Annotated in this window: 23 protein-coding genes and 1 pseudogene; 16 read left to right on the forward strand and 8 right to left on the reverse strand. The window is 59.1% G+C overall.

All coding sequences use genetic code 11. The features are described from left to right. The first annotated feature begins 27 nt into the window (after positions 1-27). From KBY02_RS03260 to KBY02_RS03285, 6 genes are all read left to right on the forward strand, one after another. Positions 28-1368: an MFS transporter gene (locus KBY02_RS03260; RefSeq protein ID WP_011268749.1), complete on the forward strand. Its 1341-nt coding sequence runs from the start codon at positions 28-30 to the stop codon at positions 1366-1368. Positions 1369-1378: 10 nt separating this feature from the next. Next, positions 1379-2140 (forward strand): SDR family NAD(P)-dependent oxidoreductase, encoded by a 762-nt coding sequence (locus KBY02_RS03265; RefSeq protein WP_032656816.1) that lies wholly within the window; start codon positions 1379-1381, stop codon positions 2138-2140. A gap of 124 nt (positions 2141-2264) precedes the next feature. Beyond that, positions 2265-3014, forward strand: a complete 750-nt coding sequence (locus KBY02_RS03270) for an SDR family NAD(P)-dependent oxidoreductase (protein ID WP_003412971.1) — start codon at positions 2265-2267, stop codon at positions 3012-3014. Between the two features lie 22 nt (positions 3015-3036). Beyond that, entirely contained in the window at positions 3037-3336 is a 300-nt protein-coding gene (locus tag KBY02_RS03275) for a hypothetical protein (protein WP_003405362.1), read from the forward strand. Next, positions 3333-4340, forward strand: a complete 1008-nt coding sequence (locus KBY02_RS03280) for a CobW family GTP-binding protein (RefSeq protein WP_011268747.1) — start codon at positions 3333-3335, stop codon at positions 4338-4340. The genes KBY02_RS03275 and KBY02_RS03280 overlap by 4 nt, the downstream gene beginning before the upstream one ends. After that, positions 4337-5533, forward strand: coding sequence for an ABC transporter substrate-binding protein (locus tag KBY02_RS03285; RefSeq protein WP_011268746.1), 1197 nt, complete (start codon positions 4337-4339; stop codon positions 5531-5533). The genes KBY02_RS03280 and KBY02_RS03285 overlap by 4 nt, the downstream gene beginning before the upstream one ends. Positions 5534-6433: 900 nt before the next feature. Here the strand turns inward: KBY02_RS03285 and KBY02_RS03290 are convergent. Further along, positions 6434-8857 carry a glucose/quinate/shikimate family membrane-bound PQQ-dependent dehydrogenase gene (locus KBY02_RS03290; protein WP_225649817.1) on the reverse strand — a complete coding sequence of 808 codons (2424 nt, stop codon included), beginning with the start codon at positions 8855-8857 and terminating at the stop codon, positions 6434-6436. A 440-nt stretch (positions 8858-9297) separates the two neighbouring features. On the opposite strand from KBY02_RS03290, the gene KBY02_RS03295 reads away from it, so the two are divergent. Both KBY02_RS03295 and KBY02_RS03300 read left to right on the forward strand, forming a co-directional pair. Beyond that, on the forward strand, positions 9298-9525 hold the full coding sequence (locus KBY02_RS03295) for a VF530 family DNA-binding protein (RefSeq protein WP_003405366.1): 228 nt from the start codon (positions 9298-9300) through the stop codon (positions 9523-9525). 53 nt (positions 9526-9578) lie between these two features. Further along, positions 9579-10238, forward strand: coding sequence for a Pr6Pr family membrane protein (locus KBY02_RS03300; protein WP_011268743.1), 660 nt, complete (start codon positions 9579-9581; stop codon positions 10236-10238). A 15-nt stretch (positions 10239-10253) separates the two neighbouring features. Here KBY02_RS03300 and KBY02_RS03305 read toward each other — a convergent pair whose 3' ends face one another. The 3 genes from KBY02_RS03305 to KBY02_RS03315 all read right to left on the reverse strand — a co-directional run bounded on the left by KBY02_RS03305 (position 10254) and on the right by KBY02_RS03315 (position 14815). Then, positions 10254-11021, reverse strand: a complete 768-nt coding sequence (locus KBY02_RS03305) for a siderophore-interacting protein (protein ID WP_024660520.1) — start codon at positions 11019-11021, stop codon at positions 10254-10256. Then, complete coding sequence (locus KBY02_RS03310; protein ID WP_003412958.1) at positions 11018-11608, reverse strand: PadR family transcriptional regulator; 591 nt, start codon at positions 11606-11608, stop codon at positions 11018-11020. Before KBY02_RS03310 ends, KBY02_RS03305 begins: the two co-directional genes overlap by 4 nt. Before the next feature lie 87 nt (positions 11609-11695). Next, complete coding sequence (locus tag KBY02_RS03315) at positions 11696-14815, reverse strand: transglycosylase domain-containing protein (RefSeq protein WP_225649967.1); 3120 nt, start codon at positions 14813-14815, stop codon at positions 11696-11698. 359 nt (positions 14816-15174) lie between these two features. On the opposite strand from KBY02_RS03315, the gene KBY02_RS03320 reads away from it, so the two are divergent. Then, entirely contained in the window at positions 15175-16077 is a 903-nt protein-coding gene (locus tag KBY02_RS03320; RefSeq protein ID WP_032620500.1) for a hypothetical protein, read from the forward strand. A 140-nt stretch (positions 16078-16217) separates the two neighbouring features. Here KBY02_RS03320 and KBY02_RS03325 read toward each other — a convergent pair whose 3' ends face one another. Beyond that, on the reverse strand, positions 16218-16916 hold the full coding sequence (locus KBY02_RS03325) for a hypothetical protein (RefSeq protein WP_003405391.1): 699 nt from the start codon (positions 16914-16916) through the stop codon (positions 16218-16220). A gap of 228 nt (positions 16917-17144) precedes the next feature. Between KBY02_RS03325 and KBY02_RS03330 the strand changes: the two are divergent. Continuing rightward, positions 17145-17393, forward strand: a pseudogene (locus KBY02_RS03330) (hypothetical protein); the annotation flags it as partial. 46 nt (positions 17394-17439) lie between these two features. Here the strand turns inward: KBY02_RS03330 and KBY02_RS03335 are convergent. Together KBY02_RS03335 and KBY02_RS03340 are read right to left on the reverse strand one after the other, a co-directional pair. Beyond that, positions 17440-18105 carry a hypothetical protein gene (locus KBY02_RS03335; protein WP_011268738.1) on the reverse strand — a complete coding sequence of 222 codons (666 nt, stop codon included), beginning with the start codon at positions 18103-18105 and terminating at the stop codon, positions 17440-17442. Positions 18106-18215: 110 nt separating this feature from the next. Further along, positions 18216-19346: an OpgC domain-containing protein gene (locus KBY02_RS03340; RefSeq protein ID WP_057457067.1), complete on the reverse strand. Its 1131-nt coding sequence runs from the start codon at positions 19344-19346 to the stop codon at positions 18216-18218. Positions 19347-19640: 294 nt separating this feature from the next. On the opposite strand from KBY02_RS03340, the gene KBY02_RS03345 reads away from it, so the two are divergent. The 3 genes from KBY02_RS03345 (at position 19641) to KBY02_RS03355 (ending at position 21572) form a co-directional block, all read left to right on the forward strand. Next, on the forward strand, positions 19641-19922 hold the full coding sequence (locus tag KBY02_RS03345; RefSeq protein ID WP_011268736.1) for a type B 50S ribosomal protein L31: 282 nt from the start codon (positions 19641-19643) through the stop codon (positions 19920-19922). A gap of 151 nt (positions 19923-20073) precedes the next feature. After that, positions 20074-21165, forward strand: coding sequence for a D-alanine--D-alanine ligase (gene ddlA, locus KBY02_RS03350; protein WP_225649820.1), 1092 nt, complete (start codon positions 20074-20076; stop codon positions 21163-21165). Next, positions 21162-21572, forward strand: a complete 411-nt coding sequence (locus tag KBY02_RS03355; protein WP_011268734.1) for an NUDIX hydrolase — start codon at positions 21162-21164, stop codon at positions 21570-21572. Before ddlA ends, KBY02_RS03355 begins: the two co-directional genes overlap by 4 nt. Before the next feature lie 40 nt (positions 21573-21612). On the opposite strand, the gene metR is transcribed toward KBY02_RS03355, so the two are convergent. Further along, positions 21613-22530, reverse strand: a complete 918-nt coding sequence (metR, locus tag KBY02_RS03360; RefSeq protein WP_003405405.1) for a transcriptional regulator MetR — start codon at positions 22528-22530, stop codon at positions 21613-21615. Between the two features lie 106 nt (positions 22531-22636). Here metR and KBY02_RS03365 point away from each other — a divergent pair, with 106 nt between their 5' ends. From KBY02_RS03365 to KBY02_RS03375, 3 genes are all read left to right on the forward strand, one after another. Next, on the forward strand, positions 22637-23371 hold the full coding sequence (locus KBY02_RS03365) for a 5-methyltetrahydropteroyltriglutamate--homocysteine methyltransferase (RefSeq protein ID WP_003405407.1): 735 nt from the start codon (positions 22637-22639) through the stop codon (positions 23369-23371). A 123-nt stretch (positions 23372-23494) separates the two neighbouring features. Then, positions 23495-24487 (forward strand): alpha/beta fold hydrolase, encoded by a 993-nt coding sequence (locus tag KBY02_RS03370; protein ID WP_225649822.1) that lies wholly within the window; start codon positions 23495-23497, stop codon positions 24485-24487. A gap of 67 nt (positions 24488-24554) precedes the next feature. Then, positions 24555-25202, forward strand: a complete 648-nt coding sequence (locus tag KBY02_RS03375) for a DsbA family oxidoreductase (RefSeq protein ID WP_104684497.1) — start codon at positions 24555-24557, stop codon at positions 25200-25202. Positions 25203-25240 lie beyond the last annotated feature (38 nt).

Here is a 25240-nt window from a genome sequence, read left to right on the forward strand (position 1 = left end):
TTCATTGCCCTGTCCGAGGCGTCACTCATGTCCATTTACAATAAGCTCGACCTGACCGGCTGGAAACCTGAGCAACTGACTCCGGAGCAAGTACGGTTCGCCACATGGATTGCGTTTTTCGCGTGGGTGTTTGCGGTATATGACTTCATTCTGTTTGGCACGCTGTTACCGGAAATCGGTCGGCATTTCAGCTGGAGTGAGGTCGAACAGGCCGAAATCGCGACCTGGGTCGCAGTCGGCACCGCGGTGGTGGCTCTGGCCATCGGCCCGCTGGTAGATCGCCTGGGACGGCGCGTGGGTATCATTTTTACCGTGAGTGGCTCGGCGATCTGCTCGGCGCTCACGGCCATCGGCGGAGCGTGGGGCAAGTCGCCCCTGATCCTCATTCGTTCGCTGGGCGGTCTGGGTTATGCAGAGGAAACGGTCAACGCGACCTACCTGAGCGAAATCTATGCTGCATCCGACGACCCGCGACTGACCAAGCGCCGTGGCTTCATCTACAGCCTGGTGCAGGGCGGCTGGCCGGTCGGTGCGCTGATCGCGGCCGGTCTGACGGCGGTGCTGTTGCCGGTCATCGGCTGGCAGGGTTGCTTCGTCTTTGCTGCGATCCCGGCCATCGTCATCGCGATCCTGGCGCGCAAGCTCAAGGAGAGTCCGCAGTTTCAGATCCATCAACGCATCACCCAATTGCGCAAGAAGGGCGACCTCAGCCAGGCGAAGGCCGTGGCGCAGACTTACGGGGTGGATTACGAAGAACACAGCAAGGCCGGTATCGGCGCTGCCTTTCGCGGTTCGTCGCGTCGCGCGACCCTGGTGATCGGTGCTGCGATCCTGCTCAACTGGGCGGCCATTCAGGTGTTCAGTGTGCTGGGTACGACGGTGATCGTCAGCGTCCACCACATCTCGTTCGAGAACTCGCTGATCATTCTGGTGCTGTCCAACCTGGTGGGCTATTGCGGCTACCTGTGTCACGGCTGGATGGGTGACCGGATCGGTCGCCGTAATGTCATCGGCCTCGGCTGGATGTTCGGCGGCCTGGCGTTTGCCGGCATGCTTTACGGGCCAAGCAACATGGTGACGGTGGTCGGCTTGTACAGCCTGGGGCTGTTCTTCCTGATCGGCCCGTACTCGGCGGCATTGTTCTTCATCAGCGAAAGCTTCCCGACCAGCATTCGTGCCACGGGCGGCGCAATCATCCATGCCATGGGCCCGCTCGGTGCCGTGGTCGCAGGCTTTGGTGCCACATCGGTACTGAGCGCCGGCGGCGACTGGCAGACCTCGGCGTTGTACTTCGGCGCAGTGCCGTGCTTCCTGTCGGGTGCGCTGATGTTCGCGGCTAAACACGTGCGACCTGAAACGGTGAAATGAGGAGCAGCACATGACGCGTAAAGTTGCAGTGATAACCGGTGCCGCCAGCGGCATCGGTCAGGCCCTGGCAGTGGCTTTTGCCCGCCAGGGGGTGGCGGTGGCAGGCGGGTTCTATCCGGCTGATCCGCATGATCCGGACGAAACCCGCAGGCTGGTGGCGGAGGCGGGCGGCGAATGCCTGATGCTGCCACTGGACGTGACCTTCACCGAGTCGGTCGATGACCTGGCCGCGCAGGCGGTCAAGGCATTCGGCCGCATCGACTACGCGGTTGCCAATGCCGGATTGTTGCGCCGCGCGCCGTTGCTGGAAATGACCGACGAGCGCTGGAACGAGATGCTCGACGTCGACCTGACCGGCGTGATGCGTACCTTCCGCGCCGCCGTCCGGCACATGGGCGAGGGCGGGGCGCTGGTGGCGATTTCCTCGATTGCCGGGGGTGTGTATGGCTGGCAGGACCATTCCCATTACGCAGCGGCCAAGGCTGGCGTACCAGGGCTGTGTCGGTCACTGGCGGTGGAGCTCGCAGCGAAGGGCATCCGTTGCAACGCGGTGATTCCCGGTTTGATCGAGACGCCGCAATCGCTGGACAGCACGAACTCGCTGGGGCCTGAAGGTCTGGCGCAGGCGGCCAAAGCCATCCCGCTGGGCCGTGTCGGCCGAGCGGATGAAGTCGCTGCGCTGGTGCGTTTTCTGTGCAGCGATGAAGCCAGTTACCTGACCGGGCAAAGCATCGTGATCGACGGTGGCCTGACCGTGCGCTGGCCCGAGTAGATCGATTCGGATCGGGAGCGTGCTCGCGAAGCGCTCAGTACAGACGCCGGGAATGGCGTGCCAGTGACTGAGCGTTCGCGAGCCATACGCCGTGATCCCCAAATCAACCAAGGAATCCGACCCCATGCAGCAACTCAAACAAAAGCGCGCAGTGATCACCGGAGCCGGCAGTGGCATCGGCGCAGCCATCGCCCGCGCCTATGCGGCTGAAGGCGCGCGTCTGGTGCTGGGCGACCGAGACGCCGACAGCCTGGCGAAGATCGCTGCAGAGTGCCGCCAGCTTGGCGCCCAGGTTCAGGAATGCGTGGCCGATGTCGGCAGCGTCGACGGCGCGCAAGCCAGCGTCGATGCCTGTGTCGAACAGTTCGGAGGTATCGACATTCTGGTCAACAACGCGGGCATGCTGACCCAGGCACGTTGCGTCGACCTGACCCTCGATATGTGGAACGACATGCTGCGTATCGACCTGACCAGCGTCTTTGTGGCCAGCCAGCGTGCATTGCCGCACATGATTGCCCAGCGCTGGGGGCGCATCATCAATGTCGCTTCGCAACTGGGTATCAAGGGCGGTGCCGAACTGACCCATTACGCCGCCGCCAAGGCCGGGGTGATCGGTTTCAGCAAGTCCCTGGCGCTGGAAGTCGCCAAGGACAACGTGCTGGTCAACGCCATTGCGCCCGGTCCTATCGAAACCCCACTGGTCGCCGGGATCAGCAGCGCCTGGAAAACCGCCAAGGCTGCCGAGTTGCCGCTGGGCCGCTTCGGTCTGGCCGAAGAGGTCGCCCCGGTGGCGGTGCTACTGGCCAGCGAGCCGGGTGGCAATCTGTTCGTCGGTCAGACACTGGGCCCAAATTCCGGCGACGTCATGCCATGAGCAAACAGCCGGAGAACACCTGATGTGTGGATTGTGCGGGCTGTTGGGAGAGGACGTGCACTGGAGCGATCCGCTGGCGGCAGAACTGCCCCGGCGGCGTGAGCGCTTGCGGCGTATTGCTGCCATCAACAAGGTGGTCGCGCCGTTTCGTCTGAAGGTCGAAGATTTTCAGGGCGTTTCCTATCTTCTGCTCGGGGCCACCGGCAAGCAGGAACTGGCGACCGGTCTGGAGCAGCTCTGGCAGAAGGCCGAGTTGCTGATCGGCCGACCGCTGGATCCGCTTGATTCAGGTCTGCTTGATCATCTGCAGAGGTCATCATGAGCATTGCCCTGAATGTGATTACCGGCTTTCTCGGCAGCGGCAAGACCACATTGCTCAAACGCCTGCTGGCCGATGAAAACATGGGCGACACCGCACTGCTGATCAACGAATTCGGCGATGTCGGTATCGATCATCTGCTGGTTGAAGAGGTCGCACCGGACACCGTGCTGCTGCCCAGCGGTTGTGTCTGTTGCACCGTTCGCGGTGAATTGAAAGACGCGCTGCTCGGTCTTCTGGAGCGGCGTAATCGAGGTGAAATTCCTGCGTTTCGCCGGGTGATTCTGGAGACCACCGGCCTGGCCGATCCGGCACCGATTCTCACCACGCTGAGCAACGACCCGCAACTGCGCGGGCGTTTTCATATCGGCCTGATCGTCACGCTGGTGGACGCCTGCCACGCGACGCTGCAAGAGCGTCTGCATCCGGAGTGGCTGGCGCAGGTCGCGGCGGCGGACCGGCTGCTGTTGAGCAAGACCGATCTGGTCGACGAGTCGGTGCTGGATGGCCTGCGCGAGCATCTGCAAGCACTGAATTTTTCTGCGCCGCTGCTGGATACGGCGGATGTCCACAGCGGCGATCAGTTGTTGCTGGGCGAGGGCATGCGCAGCGACGAACCGGCCGCTGAAGTGACGCGCTGGCAACTGCACCGGGTACTGTCGACCTCCGCGCGGCATGGTGATGCGCAAGTCTGTTGCCTGACGTTCGAGCGCCCTCTGGACTGGGTCGGCTTCGGGGTGTGGCTGTCGATGCTGTTAAGATGCCACGGTGAACGAATCCTCCGCGTCAAAGGGCTGCTCAACGTGAACGACAATCAGGCTCCCATCGTGATTCATGGTGTGCAGCATTGCCTGCATGCGCCGGTGCACCTTGCCGCCTGGCCGGGCGAGGATCGCACCTCACGGCTGGTGTTCATCCTGCGCGGTCTCGATCCCGATCTGCTGCGTCGTTCGTTTGAAGTCTTCTCCGGCAGCTTCGCGCCGCCGCTCGGCGAGTCTTCAGCATGACCATCACCTTGCGTGTGCTGGGCACCTCCGTGACCCTGCTGGAGTCTTTGCGTGAGCGGGCCGAGCAGGAGCTGGGGATCAAGCTGGTCTACCAGATTCACGACGTGCAAACCGCGCAACGCATCGCGGTCATGCAGCCAGACAGCTACGACCTTTACGATCAGTGGTTTCATAACGTCGATTTCGTCTGGCCTGCGCGGGCGATTCAACCCATCGACACGCGGCGCATCGCGCTGTGGCACGAAATCAACGACCTGCCCAAGCAGGGCCGGCTGCGGCCTACCGATCAGCCGGGTAGCGGCAGTGTGCCCAGCGAGCGTTTGTTCGTGCAGCACGACGGCAGCCTGGGCAGCGCGGTGACCGAGCGCATCAGCATGTTGCCGCTGACCCATAACGCCGACAGCTTCGCCTATCGCCCCGAGCGTTTGCCGGAGGGCTTGAGCTCTGCGGACGAAAGCTGGGGCTGGTTGCTCGACCCTGTATGGGGCGGGCGCATCGCCTTGCAGAGTGACGCGGCCATCGGCGCGCTGGATGCCGCCCTGGCTGTGCAGGGGGCGGGGCTGGCGAGCTTCAAGGACATCGGCAACATGAGCATCGAAGAGATCGATCGGCTCGCTGATGTGCTGGTGCGCAAACAGCAGCAAGGGCATTTTGGTGCGTTCTGGTCAGGTGACGAAGAAGCCGCCGAACTGATGCTCAGCCCGAACATCGATATTCAGAGCCTCTGGTCACCGACCCTGGTCAGACTGCACCGTGCGGGGGTCAAGTACCGCGTGGCGGTGCCCAAGGAAGGTTATCGCGGCTGGTTTGGCGGGCTTTCCTTGTCACGTCACGCCAAGGGCCCGGTGCTGGATGCCGCCTATGCGTACCTGAACTGGTGGCTGTCGGGCTGGCCCGGCGCAGTGATGGCGCGGCAGGGCTATTACATTGGCAATCCGGCACGCAGCCGTGATCACCTCAGCGCTGCCGAATGGGATTACTGGTACGCCGGCCTGCCTGCCCGCGAACAACTGCTCGGCAGCGACGGCTTGCCGCTGATCGACGCCGGAGAAGTCCGCGACGGCGGCTCCTACGAAGAACGCATGGGCCACATCGCCGTGTGGAACTCGGTCATGAACGAGCACAACTACCTGGTCCGCCGCTGGAACGACATCCTGCGCGCCAGTGACAAAAGCAGCGCCAAAGCGCGCTAGCCATACGCACTGGGGAGCGGACGCAGGACGTGCGCAACGATAGTCGTGTGAACCCTATCGTGCCAATGCTCCGCGTTGACATGCATTTCGTGACGCTCCGCGTCACAGATCTGCGCCGCGCCGCACACTCAAGAGAGGACGCAGAGCGTCCGGAACGGCATTCCCACGCTGGAGCGTGCGCAACGATAGTCGTGTGAACCCTATCGTGCCAATGCTCCGCGTTGGCATGCATTTCGTGACGCTCCGCGTCACAGATCTGCGCTGCGCCGCACATTCAAGAGCGGACGCAGAGCGTCCGGAACGGCATTCCCACGCTGGAGCGTGCGGAACGATAGTCGTGTGAACCCTATCGTGCCAATGCTCCGCGTTGACATGCATTTCGTGACGCTCCGCGTCACAGATCTACGCCGCGCCGCATATTCAAGAGAGGACGCAGAGCGTCCCGAACGGCATTCCCACGCTGGAGCGTGCGGAACGATAATCGTGTGAACACTATCGTGCCAACGCTCTGCGTTGGCATGCATTTCGTGACGCTCCGCGTCACAGATCTGCGCCGCGCCGCATATTCAAGAGAGGACGCAGAGCGTCCGGAACGGCATTCCCACGCTGGAGCGTGCGGAACGATAGTCGTGTGAACCCTATCGTGCCAATGCTCCGCGTTGACATGCATTTCGTGACGCTCCGCGTCACATATCTGCGCTGCGCCGCATATTCAAGAGAGGACGCAGAGCGTCCGGAACGGCATTCCCACGCTGGAGCGTGCGCAACGATAGTCGTCTGGGAGAGCGCACAGATCCGCAGCCCTGCCTGGTAGCTGGCGCCACTGAAATCAAGTTTCAGTGGCGACAAAAAAAAGCGGCTACCTCTCGGTAGCCGCTTTTCATTGACCTCAGCAACGCATTACTTAGGCAGTTTGAACGCCATCACGTAGTCACCCTGTTTGGTGCCCAGTGAGCCGTGACCGCCTGCAACGACCAGCACGTATTGCTGACCGTCCTTGCCGGTGTAGGTCATCGGGGTGGTTTGCGCACCTGCTGGCAGGCGGGCTTCCCACAATTGCTTGCCGTTACGCACGTCATAAGCACGCAGGTACTGGTCAAGCGTAGCGCTCATGAACGCCAGGCCGCTGGCGGTGGTGAACGTACCACCCAGGCTTGGAACGCCCATGGTCAGCGGAAGCGGGATCGGCGAGCTGTCGCGCACGGTGCCGTTCTTGTGCATCCAGATGGTTTTTTGGGTGGTCAGGTCGACCGCCGCCACGTAACCCCATGCTGGTGCCTGGCAAGGCAGGCCCATCGGCGACAGCAGTGCTTCCAGGATCACACCATAAGGCGCGCCCTTGTTCGGCTGTACGCCTTCGGTTTCGCTCTTGCGGCCCGGGCCGCCTTCAACTTCGGCAGAAGGCACCAGCTTCGAACGGAAAGCCATGTAGTTAGGATTGACGAAGGCGATCTGACGCACCGGGTCGACGGAAATACCACCCCAGTCGAACACACCGAAGTTGCCCGGATAAACGATCGAACCCTGCAGCGAAGGCGGGGTGAACGGACCATCGTAGCGCAGCGACTTGAAGTCGATCCGGCACATCATCTGGTCAAACGGTGTCACGCCCCACATGTCGCGCTCCTTGAGCGGCGGCGGCATGAAGTTCAGGTCGGACTTGGGCTGGGTCGGCGAGGTGTGATCGCCCGCAACAGCGCCTTGCGGGACCGGTACTTCCTTGATCGGCACGATTTCCTTGCCGGTGCTGCGATCCAGCACGTAGATGCTGCCCTGCTTGGTCGACGCCAGTACGGCGGGTTTGATGCCGTCAGCGGTTTTCATGTCCAGCAGGGTCGGCTGACCACCGACGTCCATGTCCCACAGGTCGTGGTGAGTGAACTGGTAGTCCCAGCGCACGCGGCCGGTTGCGATGTCCAGTGCAACCAGGCCCGCGCTGTACTTCTCGGACTCTGGCGTACGGTCGCCGCCCCACTGGTCAGGCGTCTGGTTACCCATCGGCAGGTAGATCATGCCGAGCTTTTCATCGACGCTGAACATGGACCACATGTTCGGCGAGTTGCGCGTGTAGATCTTGCCTTCGGCAATCGGCGCAGTTTCTTCCGGATTGCCGCTGTCCCAGTTCCACACCAGACGGCCAGTGTGGACGTCATAGGCGCGGATCACGCCGGACGGCTCGTCCATGGAAACGTTGTCAGTGACGTGGCCACCGATAATCACCAGGTCCTTGGTGACCGCCGGTGGCGACGTGGAGTAGTAGCCGCCCGGAGCGAAGGTGCCCATGTTGGCGGTCAGGTCAACCGAACCCTTGTTGCCGAAGTCTTCGCACATCTTGCCGGTGTCGGCGTTCAGCGCGATCAGACGGGTGTCGGCAGTCGGCAGGAAGATTCTGCGCGGGCAGGCAGCACTGGCAGTGGCCGTGCCGTCGGCAGCCGGGACCGTCGGGCTTTGCGCCGGGGCACTGGCGGCATAGGCAGCGTCGTCATGATAGGTGACGCCACGGCAGGTCATGTGCGCCCAACCCTTGAAGTTGGCAGCGTTCTGAGTGCTGAGCTTCGGATCGAAGCGCCAGATTTCCTTGCCCGAATCCGGGTCAAGGGCGATCACCTGACTGTGCGGCGTGCACACGTAGAGCATGCCGTTGACCTTGAGCGGGGTGTTCTCGGCAGTGGTTTCACCCGGGTCATTCGGCCCCGGAATGTCACCGGTGCGATAGGTCCAGGCCGGCTCCAGCTTGTTGACGTTTTCCGGCGTGATCTGCGCCAGTGGCGAGTAGCGGTCACCGAACGCGGTGCGGCCGTAGGACTGCCAGTCGCCGTCAGGCATCGCCGGGGCGGTGTTGGTCGTGCCAGCCGTCTCGCGATCCAGTTGGCCTTCGATACGACCCGGATTGGTGAACTGGCTTGCCAGTGCGGTCAGGCCGGCCAGCACCACAGCGATGCTCAGTGCACCGGTGCCCATGCGTGCCGGACCGTTGCGCAGTAGCGGCTCGCGGAACCATGGCAGCAGCAACACGATACCCAGGGCGAACCACAGCGCCAGGCGTGGCACCAATTGCCACCAGTCGAGGCCGACTTCCCACAACGACCAGACTGTGCTCGCGAACAGCAGCAGTGCATAAAGGCCCAGCGCAGCCGCACGACCGGTGATCAACAACACGCCAGTTACGGCGAAACCGATACCGGCCAGCAGGTAATACAACGAGCCATCCAGTTGCAGCAGTCGGGCGCCACCGACCAGCAACGCCAGCCCCATCAACAGGATCACCAGCCCGAGCAGGGTCGGTAACAGGCGATTTCTATTTGAAGCACTGTCAGTGCTCATAATGCGAATCTCCGCGAGAAGTAAGTAATTGACATCTTGTTTTAAGCATCGCCTGCCTTGGCGCCATTCCTTGAAGCTGCTTGTTGAGACGAATCGCCGACGGTGGAATTAAACCGTCAGGCAGAGCGCGGTTGCACGTTCGGTCGCGCGGTCATCGAGTCGTAGACCCTTGCCGCCCGAATTCGTGCATAGGCTTTTGTCCGAAGGAACATCTGCAGAAGGGGGAATCTTCAATCCTTAACCCGGCAATGATAGGGCGCTAACAATTTTTCTAAAAGCGAAAAACCTGACATGGATCATTGCGAGGCCGGCAATAGTGCTGCAGGCCGACTGTGTTTTATCAAGGCGTGGCGCTTACAATGGCAGACTTTCGGAACGCACCTGCGTACTCCGGAGATCCGTTCAGGTTCGTCTCTTCTTCATCCGTTTCAAGGCTCATCATGACAACACCTCACTCTGACCCGTTGCACGGCGTCACGCTGGAGCAGATCCTCAGCGCGCTGGTCGAACATTACGAATGGTCCGGCCTTGCCGAGCGCATCGATATTCGCTGCTTCAAAAGCGATCCGAGCATCAAGTCCAGTCTGACCTTCCTGCGCAAGACACCCTGGGCGCGGGAGAAGGTCGAAGCGCTGTATGTGAAGTTGCATCGCAGCAAGGGCTGGTAACAGACCCGCCAGAATAGCTTGGCACGGAGGCCGGCACTCAAGGATACCGATTGATGCTCAGCGAACATCCACCACCTGCGCAGGGACAGCGCTATTACGCCCTCGTGGCCGCTTGCCTCGGCTGGTCGGGACTGGTGATTCAGCTTTACCTGATCCTGATTGGCCGTTATGCCGATCACGCCAGTCTGCTGGGTGGGCTGGTACGCTTTTCAAGTTTCTTCACCGTACTGACCAACATGCTTGTAGCGGTCGCGCTGAGTTGCGCCCTGACGACACAGCAGTCGGCAGGCCACCGGTTCTTCCGGCATCCGGTGGTATGCGGCGGCATTGCGGTAAGCATCGCGCTGGTGGGCATCGCCTACAACATCCTGTTGCGCCACTTGTGGCACCCGGAAGGCTGGCAGTGGGTGGCCGACGAACTGCTGCACGACATAATGCCGCTGGCGTTCGTGATTTACTGGTGGCTGTACGTGCCCAAGGGCGCGCTGCGTCTGGGCCATGTAGCGCTCTGGGCGATCTATCCGATCGTCTACTTCGCCTATGTCCTGCTACGGGGCCACATGTTCGGTGATTACCTGTACCCGTTCATCGATGTCGGTACGATCGGTTTTCCGAAGGCATTCATCAACGCGCTGGGTGTACTGCTCGGTTTCGTGCTCATCGCATTGTTGTTGCTGGGCGTCGATAAACGGGCGTCTCGTCGCACGCTGTGAGTCGCCCGGTCCTGCTCATTCTTCAGTGCTGTCCAGCTTCCAGTAACCGGCAGCCTTGACGAATTCCTCTTCCAGGCCGAACTCGTCGAGCAGTACACGACGTAGCTTGCGTGACAGCGCGGATTCGGTCGCGACCCAGGCGTACAGCTTGCCCTCGGGCATCTCCAGGCGCCGCGTGACGTCCAGCAGATTCTGTTCGCCGCGTACAATCCAGATCACGTCGACCTGTGCGGCGCTGTCGAACACCTGCTGTTCCTGCGGGTTGGCCACCTCGACCACCACCAGCGCAGCGCGGTTGGCGGGCAGCGCTTCGAGGCGTCGGGCGATGGCGGGAATGGCTGTTTCGTCGCCGATCAGCAGGTAGCTGTCGAACATGTCCGGCACCACCATCGAACCCTTTGGCCCGGCGATGTGCAGGAATTGCCCGGGCGCTGCCTGAGCGGCCCAAGTGGTCGCCGGGCCTTCGCCATGCAGCACGAAATCGATATCCAGTTCCCCGGTTTTTTCGTCGTAGCGACGCGGCGTGTAATCGCGCATCGGCGGGCGCGGCGTGTCCTTGTCGCCGGCAGGGTTGAGGTTTTCCAGCGCGGCCTGTTGTTCTGCCGTCTGCGGGAAGAACAGTTTGACGTGGTCATCCGTGCCCAGGCTGATGAAACCCGCCAGCTCCGGCCCCTGCAAGGTAATGCGGCGCATCAGGGGTGTCAGCTCCGTGACCCGCACCACCTGCAGCTTGCGTCGCTTGATTTCATGCATGACACGATGGATTGACTGCTGTGAATTCATGCCGACTCCTCCGAGGCAGGTTGGGGCCCATCGACGACCGCCCTGGCCGTGCTGTTGAGCAGTTCGCTGACCCGCAGAATCTCTTCCGGGCTCCAGCGGCCATGGTGCATCTGCAGCGCGTGGCGCAGGTTGTGCACCGCTTCATGGATTTCCGGCGGACGATCATGGCCGCGCAGTGAGCGCTTGCTGACATCGATGCGCATGCGCACACCTTCCAGCGCCACGGCCTGATCTTCCAGGGATTGGCGACCCGCATCGGTGACGGTGTAGAGTTTTTTGCCGGCCTGGGCATCGCCGACCACCATTTCGCTTTCTTCAAGAAACGTCAGGGTGGGGTAGATAACGCCGGGGCTGGGGCAGTACGCTCCCTCGAACAAACCTTCGATCTTGCGGATCAGGTCATAGCCGTGGGCGGGCTGTTCGGCGATCAACGCCAACAGCAGCAATTTCAGATCGCCAGGGGCGAAAACCCGTGGGCCACGTCCACCGCGTTCGCGGCCGGGGCGTTTTTCAAAACCGTCGCGATCTTCACCTGCTTCACGAAGATGCGGCGGACGATGGTGGGGTGGATGTTTATCTTCACGCATGTTTTTGCTCTCTGGTTACAAGTTAGATATACCTTAAGATATATCTTATTGTAATCACAGAGCTGGCAGACGAGCGGTCATTGCCGCTCAGACACCCTTGGGCGCATCGGCGAGCGGGGCATTGCACATCGCCTGTCCGTGGTTTTCCAGGTAAGGCGTCAAAATCGGTGCCATGCCTTTGAGCACCTGCACCGGCAACGCCGAGGTGAAGCGAAAGCCCTCGGCAGCGCGCCCCGGCACGAACGCCGTGAGCGCGCCAAAGTGGTTGTCGCCGATATAAAACACGAAAGTCGCCGTGCGGTTGATCGCTCTTGAGCTGAGAATTCGCCCGCCCGCACCGACGCTTTCGATCCTGTTGTCGCCGGTGCCGGTCTTGCCGCCCATCGCCAGCACGCTGCCGTCCTGCATCTTGAACGTGCCTTGCACGCGTTTGGCCGTGCCGCCGTCCACCACTTGCGACAAGGCCTCGCGCATTGCCGCGGCGACTTCCGATGGCAACACACGCTTGCCCAGCTCCGGGTTGATGCTCAGTTGAGTGTCATAAGGCGTGTCGGCGGCAAAGTGCAGACTGTCGATGCGCACCGCAGGCAGGCGGATACCGTCGTTCTGGATGATGCCGATCAGCTCGGCAAGCGCCGCCGGACGGTCTCCCGAGCTGCCGATAGCCGTCGCCAGCGAAGGCACCAGATGGTCGAACGGATAACCCACGCGCTGCCAGCGTTGCTCGATGTCCAGAAACGCTTCGACCTCCATCATGGTCCGCACCCGGCTGTCGCGAGCGCCTTTGTGGCGACTCTTGAACAGCCAGCCATAGACTTCCTGACGTTCGTAACGACTGGCGGCCACCGCGTCCTTGAACTGTGCTTCCGGGTGCTTGAGCAGGTAGCCTACCAGCCACAGTTCCAGCGGATGGACGCGGGCGATGTAGCCTTGATCGGGCAGGTCATAAGTGCCCGGACCGTAACTCTGGTACAGATCGGCGAGACGTTTGTCGGTGAGTCTCGAACTCGCCCTGGGCTCGTCCAGGTGGGCGCGGATGAACGCGTTGAATGTGCCCTGATCAGCGCCCGGCAACAGGTAACGGTGTACCGCAGCCAGGCGGATCGCCGTCGGGTGAATGCCGTCGAGGAAGGTGTCGAGCCGCTCCTGCGTGGTCTTTTCCTTGTAGCGTTTCCAGAAGCGCAGCAGGAATACCGTGCCTTCGCGGTCGGCAAACTGCGCCAGGTATTCCTGGCGGCGCGGGTTGTCATCATCCTTGAGCAGCTCGGCGCTGTTGTTGGGCGCCTGATAGGTGCTGTAGCGCACCACATCGCGCATCAGACGAATGAACGGCAGGTTGATCGACTCACGCAGCGACTCGCGCAGGGTCGGAATCCGCTCGTTGTCTTCGCGCCGGAAATTATTGAAACGGTGCATGCCGCCACCGGTGAAGAACGCTTCTGCGGGGCTGGCCGAATAGGTGCGGTCGAGTGCGGCCGAAAGCATTTTCGCCAGGTCACGGTCCTTGCTCAGTTGCAGATAATCCACCGCCCAACGGGTCAGCCGATCCGGTTCCTCGACCGGGACTTTGCGCAACTGCGCAGGGCTCAAGCCCGAATAGCGCCCATGCAACTCGGCGATGATCTCCAGATACGTCGTCAGCACGCGCATCTTCGCCGTCGAGCCCAGCTCCAGCTTGCTGCCTTCGTTGATATCGAACGGCTGATCGGTGCTGTCGGTCTGGACCCTGACCCGCGAGCCATCCACGCCGCGTTCAAACAGCGTGAAGCTGTAGCGCACCTGCGTTGTGCTGGCCGGGGTCAACAGGCGCTCGCCCATCAAACCGGTCTTCGCGGCAAACTCAGGGTTGGCCAGGTCACGCAGGTACTGGCTCACGCTGCGCTGCAATTCGCCATGCAGGGTGCTGGTGGCGGACAGGTCAAGACGGTCCAGGTCGTAAAGCGGGCGATTGAGCAGATTCGACAGGCGAGTGCGCGCGACACTGATGCCCTTATTGGTTTCGATGGGCTGCAGGGTCGGTTGCTGCGCCCAGTCGCGGTAGGTGACCTGGGCTGCCAGCGCGGCCTCGGCCAGCGGTCGGTCGATGACGTTGGCCTGGGCCAGCAGGCGGATGTGGCTGTCGGTCAGCTCTGCCAATTCCTGGCGTCCCTTGGCCAGATAGTGCGACGGGCGACGTTGGGCGATTACCAGTGAGAGCACTTCACGCAGCGCCAGCGCCTTGTCGGCCAGCGCCTGTTTATTGCCCGGATTCGAAGCCAGTATCTCGTTGGTTTTGCCGAAGTCTGCGCCGAACCACACCCTCAGTCCTTCGGCCAGACCATGCACCTCGCCATGCCCCGGCACCGCAGACAGCGGCACGCTGTTCAGGTAGTCACGCACCACTCGCTGGCGCACGGCGAGTGTCTCGGTCCCCGGCTGATAGGCGCGAACGCTGGCGGAAATCATCTGCCGCAGCTTTTCCGAACCCGACAGCGTCAGTCCGTCTGGGGAGTGACGGTATTTTTCCAGCTGAGTGGCCAGCGTGCTGCCCCCAGCCGACTGGCCGGGGAGGGCAAACATCTTCGCCAGTTGCGACCAGGCGGCTTTGACAAAACGTGGCCAGTCCACCGCAGGGTTGGCCATGGGCTGCTGCGGATCAAGCAGATCACGGTTTTCGATAAACAGCAGACTGTTCACCAGCATCGGCGGAATGGCGGCGAAGGTCGGGTAAAACTGCTGTGGGTATCTGAACTCGTACAGCGGCTCGTTTCGGCAATCGGTGATCGACAGCCCGGCCTGGGTTTTTTCCTCGTAAGGCACGAAAAAACCATGCCGGACGTAACGCAACAGTTCCGGCGAAAACCGGGTCTGACGCGTAATCACATAATCGCGCTTGAGCAGGCGCGAGAGGAATTCATCCATGGATGAATAGCCCAGGCGCCGGTCGAACGGCCCGTCACCGGGATACACCACGTCATGACTAGGTCCGGACTGCATTGAATAACCCAGGCTCGCGGCAAAGCGGCTGAATTCCCGCGCCTGAAGCCTGGAGGTCCTGCTCTCCACCGCCACCGCCACGCCCAATGCAACCCCTGCCAACACCACCACGACCCAGAACACCCGCCATCCGTATCGCTTGCGACGCGGATATTTGGGCGTACGAGGATCATCCTCACGATCAGCGGATAGCGTCTCTTGCTTGCTATCGGAATGCCGAAATGCGCCCATAGTCGATTGTCCGGTCATCCTGTCAAAGCACCTGACCCAAGCTTAGACGCTGGATGGGATTGTGGGAGGGAATTGTCTGGTGGTTTTCGAGCCGCTCGGAGGGGCTGCTTAGACGAGCCTAGCCCGCGGGTTGCTTCTTCAGGCACCAAGCCTGATTGAAAGGGGATCGGTCATGGACAGGCGTTCGTGAAGCAGTTTTCAAACTGGCTTTTAGTTTTTAAAGTCTGATCAGTTATTTGTAAGACCTTTCCGATAATTGTTTCAAGCGCTTGATCTTGGAGGTAACAGTTGATTACGTCCGATTTTGTCAGTGGCAATGATGCCCTGGGTAATCAATCACTACTATCGAGATCAATAAAATGAAATACAAGAAGAGCAGGGCGGGTCGTACGTTTGTGTCCGGGCTATTATTGGCAATGTCTTGCCATGCAATGGCGCAAGTAGAGGTGGCACCAGTTATCACTGAACCGCCCATGCCGTCGGAGCAGACTGCACAAAACCAAAATCATTCGATTCCTGTGGTGCTGTCGGACAAGATTCATCAGATCAGTAATGTTCTGGAAAGCACAACGGCGGTCCATCAGTATGGATTCACTGCAGTACGCGGCCAGAATGTTTTGATTACGACGCCGGACAGAGACTATAACCAGAAATGGCGGCTTGAGTATCAGGTGGACGGCGGGCAATGGCAGTCCAAGCGTCACTCATCGGCAGAGAGAATCAAAGCGCTCAACCCTGGTTCGCAAGTCAATATACGTATCGTTGCAACTGACGGTGCCAAGTTTGATACGGCTGACTATAAAGTAGTATTTGGCTCTTTTCCTCATATGCAGTATGACTTGCACCATGAGAAAGGCTTCAGATTGATTCCGTATGGTTTTACCGATCCTCCTTTTTTGGCGACTCAAGCACTTACAAATGCCATGCTGGAAGCTACCTTTACAGACAGCAAAGCTTTTCCATTAGAGGGCGGGGTGCTAGACTTTTTTCTAGGTGTAGAAAGCGACGCTGGTGTGACGTATACCTCGGACAGTTCTGGGAAGATCATGCAGTTGATAACGTTCGGCCGATGTGAAGGCGGAAAGCTTGCTGATAACTTTACTCATTACAGCGAAAACGGAAGAGAAACTTGGAGTACACGCTATCAATCAAAATCCTACTGGGCTAAAAATGTGCTGCCGGAACAATTGGCTGACAAGCCGCACAAATATAATTTCGGTCATATTTGCAAGCGGTGGTTAACTAATTGGTCCAGGAATTGATCTAAGCTTAAATATTCTGCCTGGAAATATCCAGGCAGAATATTTTCCATTTCTGCAAGCAAGGCTGCCGCGCCTGACAAAAAATGCCTTTTCCTGTTGCTGAAAGATTAGGGCTCTGTAGAGTCCTAATCGTGTATAAATCAAGCGTGAATGTCAATTATGGACCTGTGCTCATCCTCACGCTTCGGCGCATTACGCTCCACTTGATAAAGAATCGTGTTGATGAAATTGCCGATGTGGTTGCGGCTGAATACCTGTCCGTAGTCAATAATCTTGCTGTAATTCTCCAGGTTAAGCGTGTGGCGGTTGTCAAGCTTTTCCGTATATTGGTCTACGAGTTCCATGACGCTTTTAGCATTCTTTCGTAGGTCGTCTTTCAGTGACTGGCGCTCGTTCAACTTCTCGGTCAGGTAGGTGAATTCTGCGGGGGTGAGTACACCGTCGGGATCTGTAACCTGAATGGCCTCGTTGAAACCCAGTGTGAAACCAAAATGCTTATTTGACAGCTCCAAATTTAAATAAGGAAGCTGTTGTTTGAATTCGTGGTAATTGTCGAACATGCGGCACATTTCTGCGTTCGATGTTTTAATTAGCTCCTTCAGGTATTTGTCTCTAAGGTCATCAATATCTTCTTTGGGAAGCCTCTTGTAGAATGATGCGATTTCACCTCTTGAGTTTTTTGTTAGCCACGGAGAGTCCTCATAGCGGTAGAATTCTTCATTAGGGTTGCGTTGTTTTTCGACCGTTTGAGCATCTTTTTCTGGGCGTGCCTCTAGTGAGGTTATTTGGCGGGGAAATGGCTGCTTATAAATAGTGTTGGTAGGGGAGTTGATGTTCATTTTGAAACGCCCTTCGCTGTTGGTGACAACTCTCTAACGGCATTGCGCTGAAAAACTTTTCCTGTTTGTTGCGTAGGACTTTTCCTAGAATGCAGATGGGATAGTTTTTTGTAGGAGGTTTCTGTATTTTCAGCGCGAAGGGTTGACTAATTGATTCAATATCTATTGCGTCGATGTTGTCAGTAGCAACCTGCCTCTGCATAATTTTTGAGAATACCTATGGGCATGATTGCAATAAGCGACTCCAACGGCTATGCCTCTCAGTGTATCGAGTTCGGACGCTGCTGCGGAGGCTTGGAGGCCCAAGACTTTGTGCACAAAAAAAGATGTTTTAATACATGACGGAGTTACTACAAAATTGCTGGTTATATCGTGCATATTTTTTCGTTGGGGCCAATGACAGCGACCCCTCGTATCGTCTTTATGGGGCATATTTGCACACAAACCGTTGTACGAGCTGTTGCTCCTCGCGGTTAACGTCTAACTCAGCCTGGCGAATCATTTGTCTCGCCAGACTGATGTTTCATACCGCCAACGAAATATACGAGAAGTCCCGTTTTTCAGCATTACTTTGAACTTGATTTATCCATTCGTCCTGCATTTTTTGTACGCTGGTGTTCATGATCTTGCCATAGTCGATCACGTCTTGAAAATTACTGATATCCAGCTTGTATCGGCCGCCAAATGTTTCATGGTCGTGGTCCACCAGGGTCATGATGGTCTTTGCATGATGTTGTATTTGCTCCTTGAGTTCTCTGAACTCGTTGATGGCGTGGGTAAGAACTGATGTGTCGTTTGCAGTCAGGCTGTTATCGTAGTCAATTATCTTGATGGATGCACTTTCGGTCAGTGTGAAGCCAAAGTTTTTACGTGCAATGTCGGGGTGGGTTTCTTGCAGTTCTTTTCGAAAGCTATCATAGGTGACATTTACCAGCGCAAGCTCCAGCACGTCGAGTCTCTTTTTGTGAGCTACGTAGTCAAGCCTGTTTGTGATGTGTTCGTTGATCGACTCCAATAACCACGGCTCTTTCTGATCGTCATAGAATACTTTTTTTTCTGTCGCTTTTTCGTCAGATGCAATGGCCTCTTGAAGACTGATGTCTTCTGTCGGATCAACGTTCTTAACACCGGTTACCAACGCGGACTGTTGCGGGATGTTTGCCGGATTTGGAATTCCATTTATGTTCAAAGCATTGCCCTCTCTTTGGTCTCATACCGGATAGCGGCCAGTTCCTGAAAAACTTGGCCTGACAAACCAGTAGGAAATCTCCGAGAGGGCATGCAAACGTGACGCTGTTCTCAAGTTGGCAACAGGTGTGGCGATGTCCCCAGGCGTTTATTCAACTCCAGCCCATTGGCCATCAACATCATCAACCCCAGGCCGACAATTGCGGTCGTCACTTGCATGGGCCATGTATCGCCTGCCAGTGCATTGGCCATGTCAGCCAACGGGGCGAGCAGGACGCCCAGGCAAAAGACTTCCAGTGAATAGCGGCCCATGCGACAGGTCTGGCGCGCAGGCCAGTTTTCCAGCCAGGTGCTTGAGGTTGGCAGCAGTCGGGCGACGACGTAGACCAGGGCAAGGAAGTGCAGTAACCGGACGGGCGCAAGATCGGTCTTGCTGATCGGGTAAAGGCTTTCAAGGTGCAGGCTGGAGACCAGCGCGGCGTGCAGCCCGGGCCATTTTTCGCTGAAGGTCAGGATGCCTGCGATCAGCACGTAGATGGCGGCCAGCATGAACAAGGGTTGCTGGCGCAACGGAGGGCGCTCAGCTGTCGTGGCTGTTTCGCTGCGCAACGCGCACGCACCGCCGAGCACGAACAGCAGCTGCCAGGCCACCGGGTTGAAGTACCAGACACCGCCGCCTTCGTAGGCGCGCAGGTTCCAGCCCAGTAATGGCACCATCAGGTACAGGGCAATCGACAGGCCGACGGCCACTTCGAGTTTGCGCAGCATCAGTGGCAAGGTCAGCGGCAAAGTCAGCAACAGCACGATATACAGCGGCAACGGGTCGGTCAGGTTGGGTTTGAAGCGCAGCAGCAGTTCATCGGCCAATGCCTGTTGCGGGTTGCCGACAAAGTATTCAAGGCCCATCTGCTGGACCATGTCGCGCGTCTCGACGTGATTGTTGGCGACGAAGACGATGCCCATCAGCAGGGTCAGCAGAAAGATATGCACCACATACAGCACCCAGGTCCGGCGCAGGATCCGCACGCCAGCCACCAGCATGCCGTCACGTCGAGCGATCCGCCCGTAGGCCAGGATCGAGGCGTAACCGGCGAGGAAAACGAAGATTTCCGCCGCGTCGCTGAAGCCGAAGTTGCGTACAGTCAGTTGCGCCAGAGGATTGTCCGGCACGTGATCCCAGAATATGAAGATCAGCGCCAGGCCGCGAAAGAAGTCGATTCGATGATCGCGTCCGTTATTCATAACGGTGGACTCTTGAAAGTGCGAATGAGTAAAGATAGGCCACAGAGGCTCAGGTTCCTGGCCGGCGACCAGTGACGTTCGGCGGCGCGGCAGGGTGCCGCTAATCGAGGGCAATTGCAAAGGCGCGCTATTACAGAATGTCTCTGGCTCAAGCGGCCCGGCGGCGTTACGCCGACAGCGGCACCGTGTGCGTGTTCGATCAACCTCACCAATGATGGCAATCAACAGCAGTCATTCTCATCTTCCGTTATGTTACTGTATAACTATTTCAGTCAACTCACCGGAGAGATCACGATGAAACCCGATATCCATCCTCAATACCGCACCGTGCTGTTCCACGACACCGCTGCCGACGCCTACTTTCTTATCGGCTCGACCGTAGACACGGACCGCACGCAACAGCACACCGACGGCACTACCTATCCTTATGTTGCGCTCGACGTTTCCAGTGCCTCGCACCCGATGTACACCGGGCAGCAGCGCAAGGCCACCACCGAAGGCCGGATCGCGGGTTTCAACAAGCGTTTCGCCACCTTTGGCTCTGCTGGCAAGAAAGAAACCGCAGCCGCTCAATGAGTGGTTTGACCTCCCGGTCGTGGGCATTTCGCATGGATTGCCCACGACCGGGATTTTTTTGTCTGAATTTCAGGCCAACGGCCAATCATCTACTGGACTAACAGCCGACATTGCTTTTATCTTCGCGGCCTGAAAAACAGGAGTAACCGCTTTGAAAAAGTCAGTCGCCATCGTTTTCGGTGGGCAATCCAGCGAGCATGAGGTTTCGTTGCAGTCGGCACGCAACGTGATCAATGCGATTGATCGTGAACGCTATGCACTGACCCTGATCGGCGTCGACAAGCTGGGCCGCTGGCTGCATTTCGACGAAGCCGATTACCTGCTTAATGCCACTGATCCTGCACGGATCAAACTGAGCGCATCAGGCAAGCCATTGTCCTTGCTGCCGGGCAGTATCGGCGGGCAGTTTGTCGACGTCGAGTCAGGCCAGCCACTGGCAGTCATCGATGTGGTATTCCCGCTGATCCACGGCGCTTTTGGTGAAGACGGGGCGTTGCAGGGTGTGCTGCGCATGCTGGCCGTGCCTTTTGTCGGCGCCGATGTGCTGTCCTCTGCGGCCTGTATGGACAAGGACGTGACCAAGCGTCTGCTGCGCGATGCGGGCATTGCCGTCGCGCCGTTCAGGGTCCTGTCGCGTGGAGAGAGCCTTTCTTTCACGGAGGCTGCCGACCAGTTGGGGCTGCCGATGTTCGTCAAGCCGGCCAACCAGGGTTCATCGGTGGGCGTGAGCAAGGTGTTTGACGAGGCCGGTTTCGCGGCAGCACTGGCGCTGGGTTTCGAGTTCGATCACAAGCTGCTGATCGAGCAGGGCATCGTTGGCCGGGAAGTGGAGTGCGCGGTATTGGGTAACTTCGATGCGCAGGTCAGTGTCTGTGGCGAAGTGATTGCCAACGATGAATTCTATGCCTACGACACCAAGTACCTGAATGGCGATCAGGCACGCATCGCCATTCCCGCCGAGCTGCCCGCCGACCTGAGTGATCAGGTGCGTGACGTCGCGTTGCAGGCGTACAAGGTGCTGGGCTGCGCAGGGCTCTCGCGGGTCGATTTCTTCGTCACCGAAGGGCGCGACATCATCATCAACGAGGTCAACACGCTGCCGGGCTTCACCTCGATCAGCATGTACCCCAAGCTCTGGCAGGCCAGCGGTCTGTCGTATGCCGAACTGATCCATCGCCTGATCGTTCTGGCGCTGGAACGGGCTGATCAGGCGCGGCTGCTGAAAACGGAGATCTTCCCATGAAGATCATCCGCATCGCGGCGGCGCTGCTGATCGGCGCAGATGGCCGGACCCTGCTGGTGCGCAAGCGCGGTACCCAGGCCTTCATGCAGCCGGGCGGCAAGATCGAGCCCGGTGAACCGGCAGCGCAAGCCTTGGCCAGAGAGCTCGAAGAAGAGCTCGGGCTGAGCGTCGATCCGGCGCAGGCGGTGTTTCTTGGTGAGTTCACGGCACCTGCCGCCAACGAGCCCGGTTTCGAGGTCAACTGTCAGTTGTATGAGGTCAGGACTGACGCTGAGGCAGTGCCTGCCGCGGAGATCGAGGAAGTGCTGTGGGTTGACGCGGACAGTCATGCGGGTTTGCAACTGGCCCCGTTGACCCGCGATCTGATCCTGCCGCTGTATCTGAAGCGGCAGGCAGCACGTAGCTGAACGGCGCAGTCGTCCTGCATCGTGGTGCAGGACGGCACTGTCAGCGAACCACACTTACCCCGTCGAGCGTCGAAAACGAGGTGTCCTTGGCGGTCAGCAGGAAATCGCGCATGTACGGTGCGTCGAGCATGTCGGCGCGGATACCGGCATAGAGCGTCGCAAACAGTCCTTTCTCGCCCAACCGCTTGGCCTTCACATAGCCGCGTGAGCTGTATTCATGCAGCGCCCAGTGCGGCATGCCGCAGACTCCGCGTCCGCTGGCCACCAGTTGCATCATCATCACCGTCAACTCTGATGTTCGTACCTGTGCCGGTTCGATGTCGGCAGGCTCCAGAAAGCGCGTGAAGATGTCCAGCCGGTCGCGTTCCACCGGGTAAGTGATCAGTGTTTCACTCAGCAAGTCTTCCGGGACGATGTAGGGCCTGGTTGCCAGCGCATGTTGATTGGCCACCGCCAGCATCGCTTCATAGGTAAACAGCGGCACGTAGGTAATGCCGGGCAATTCCAGCGGGTCCGAGGTCACCACCAGGTCCAGATCGCCACGCGCCAGGGCAGGCAAGGGCGCGAACGAGAAACCGGAAGACAGGTCCAGTTCGACCTCGGGCCAGGCATCGCGGAACTGGTCGATGGTCGGCATCAGCCACTGAAAACAGCTGTGGCACTCGATTGCCATGTGCAGGCGTCCCGCCGTACCACCGGCCAGTCGGGCGATGTCGCGCTCGGCACTGCGCAGTTGCGGCAGGATGGAGTCGGCCAGTTGCAGCAGGCGCAAACCGGCGCTGGTAAAGCGCACCGGTTTGGTCTTGCGTACAAACAGCGGCATGCCCATGCGCTCTTCCAGCTCCTTGAACTGATGGGACAGCGCCGACTGCGTCAAATGCAGGCGCTCGGCTGCCTCCACAAGGCTGTCGGCCTCGCGCAGGGCATGCAGGGTTTTGAGGTGGCGTATTTCAAGCACGGTCAGTGCTCCATGAGCAGTATTTGTGATCAACACGAAAAAAATGAGTTTGTCTCATGTTGTGTCAGCTGTCGACAATAGCCCCATCTTTTATGGAGGACGCATCGTGGCCCTGACTCAACACCCGGACTATTTTCACATTGGCGCAGACCGTGAACTGCAGCACGCTCTGCAGGCTTTCTGGAAACAGGATCAGGGTGTTACGACCACGGGCGCCGAATTGCGCACCTGGTTGATGGCGCGTTACCCGCAGCAGGTGCCACACCTGAAACGCGACCAGCGTTTTCAGCCCGATTGGGCGTCTTTGCTGGCGAGCGTCGCTGAAGCAGGCGAACAAGGCCGCAAACCTGCATTGATCGGTCCTCTGACACTGCTCTGGCTAAGTGACGTTCAGGGTGACGAGGTAGATCGCCTCGACCTGCTGGAGCATCTGCTGCCGGTGTATGGCGAGATCTTCGGGCGTCTGGCTGCGCGCGGTGTCGAGTGGATTCAGATCGACGAACCGATCCTCGCGCTCGACCTGCCGCTGGCATGGAGCAACGCCTTCGAACGTGCCTATCACATTCTTCAGTATTCGCCGTTGAAGAAGCTCATCGGCCTCTATCACGGTGACCTGCGGCCCAACCTGGGTGTCGCGGCCTTGCTGCCGGTTGCAGGGTTGCATCTGGACAGCGTGACCGAACCGGAGCTGCTGGCCCCGGTGTTTGATCGTCTGCCCGTTTACAAGGTTCTGTCTCTGGGCGAGTGCGATACGCATTCGAACTGGCATCAGGAATCGTTGCTCGAAGCGCGCGCCCGTTTTGGGGAAAACCTGATGGTGGCGGATCAGGTCGCTGCGTAATGTAATACCCGATTAACGACCGCTCAGCGCCATTCATCAAACTGTCACGCAAGTGTGGCAGCGCGCTTGGAAAAACATCATCAGACTCGCGGCCTACTGGGGTTCTGTTTTTTGGTGTTTTTCATGCGGGTTTTAATTTTTCTGGTCGCGCTTCTGTACGGCTTGCCGTCTTTTGCGGCCGATCGTTGTGATACCGATGTTCCTGTACAGATGGCCAACCTCAAGGATGTGCGGATTGCCTACCAGAGTATTGGTAGCGAGTCCGACCCTGCCTTGCTGTTGGTGATGGGGCTGGGTGGGCAGTTGATTCACTGGCCGGATGAGGTCGTGGTCGCGTTGTGTCAGCAGGGCTATCGGGTGATTCGTTACGACAATCGCGATGTGGGTCTGTCTTCGTGGGTGCAACAGCCAGCGGATGCCAATCTGACGTTCGAAGTGCTGCGTTACAAACTTGGCCTGCCTGTCTCGGCACCCTATTCGTTGACTGATATGGCCGACGATGCGCTGGGTTTGATGGATGCATTGCAGATTCGCCAGTTTCACGTGTTGGGCGCGAGCATGGGCGGCATGATCGCTCAGCATCTTGCCGATCTGGCGCCGTCGCGGGTCGAAAGCCTGACGCTGATCATGACCAGTTCCGGTGCGCAGGGTTTGCCTATGCCCAGTACCGCGCTTATGCAACTGTTGGCGCGGCGCGGCGCGCCCAATCGGGAAGTGGCGATCGAGCAACAGGCCGATCTGCTTGCCGCGCTGGGCAGCCCGCAGGTCAAGGACGATCGCCAGCAATTGCTGCATCAGGCGGCTGTTTCCTATGACCGGGCGTTCAATCCCGAAGGTGTGAAACGCCAGATCATGGCGATTCTGGCCGAGCCCAGCCGCGTGGAACTGCTGAACCGTCTGCGTCTGCCGGTACTGGTGGTTCACGGCACGGCTGACCCGCTGCTGCCGGTCATGCATGGTGTGCATGTGGCCGCGCACATTCAGGGCAGCCAGCTGCGCCTGATTCCGGGGCTGGCGCACCGTTTTCAGGAGGCCTTCAAGGCCCCGTTGCTCGGTGCAGTGCTGCCGTACCTGAAGGCCCAGCATGAAGACGGACGCAACCTGGCTCAGTTGTAAGCCGGCCCGGTTGTCAGGCATGGGCAGAGGTGTATCGTGTGACCTTTGCTTACCGAAAAGGGCCGACATGACAACTGCACTGAAGATCGACTTCATCTCCGATGTTTCCTGCCCCTGGTGCGTCATTGGTCTGCGCGCGCTGGATCAGGCGCTGGAGGCACTGGGGGATGAGGTGCAAGCGCACATTCACTTCCAGCCTTTCGAGCTGAACCCGAACATGCCTGCCGAAGGGCAGGACATCAAAGAACACATCGCCGAAAAGTACGGCTCCACGCCGGAACAGATCGAAGGTATTCACGAAACCATCCGTGAACGCGGTGCTGAACTCGGCTTCACCTTTGCCAGCGGCGAGCGGCGTATCTACAACACGTTCGATGCCCATCGCCTGCTGCACTGGGCCGAACAGCAAGGCAAGCAGCACGCGTTGAAGCAGGCGCTGTTCGAGGCGTATTTCAGTGACCTGAAAGACCCGTCCAGTCACCAGACTCTGGCAGATGTGGCGCAGAAGGTCGGCCTGGACCGTCTGCGTGCTCAGGCCATCCTGGGCAGTGACGAGTACACCGCCGAGGTTCGCGAGGCCGAGCAACTCTGGACGTCTCGCGGTATCACCTCCGTGCCGACCATGGTCTTCAACGACCAGTACGCCGTCTCGGGCGGTCAGCCGGTCGAGGTATTCGTCAGCGCAATCCGCCAGATTGTCGGTGAATCGCAGTAACGTGCTGCCTGTGCAGGATAGGACGCAGAGCGTCCGGA

The organism is Pseudomonas sp. P129 (assembly GCF_020312195.1).
Classification (GTDB): Bacteria; Pseudomonadota; Gammaproteobacteria; order Pseudomonadales; family Pseudomonadaceae; genus Aquipseudomonas; species Aquipseudomonas fragariae.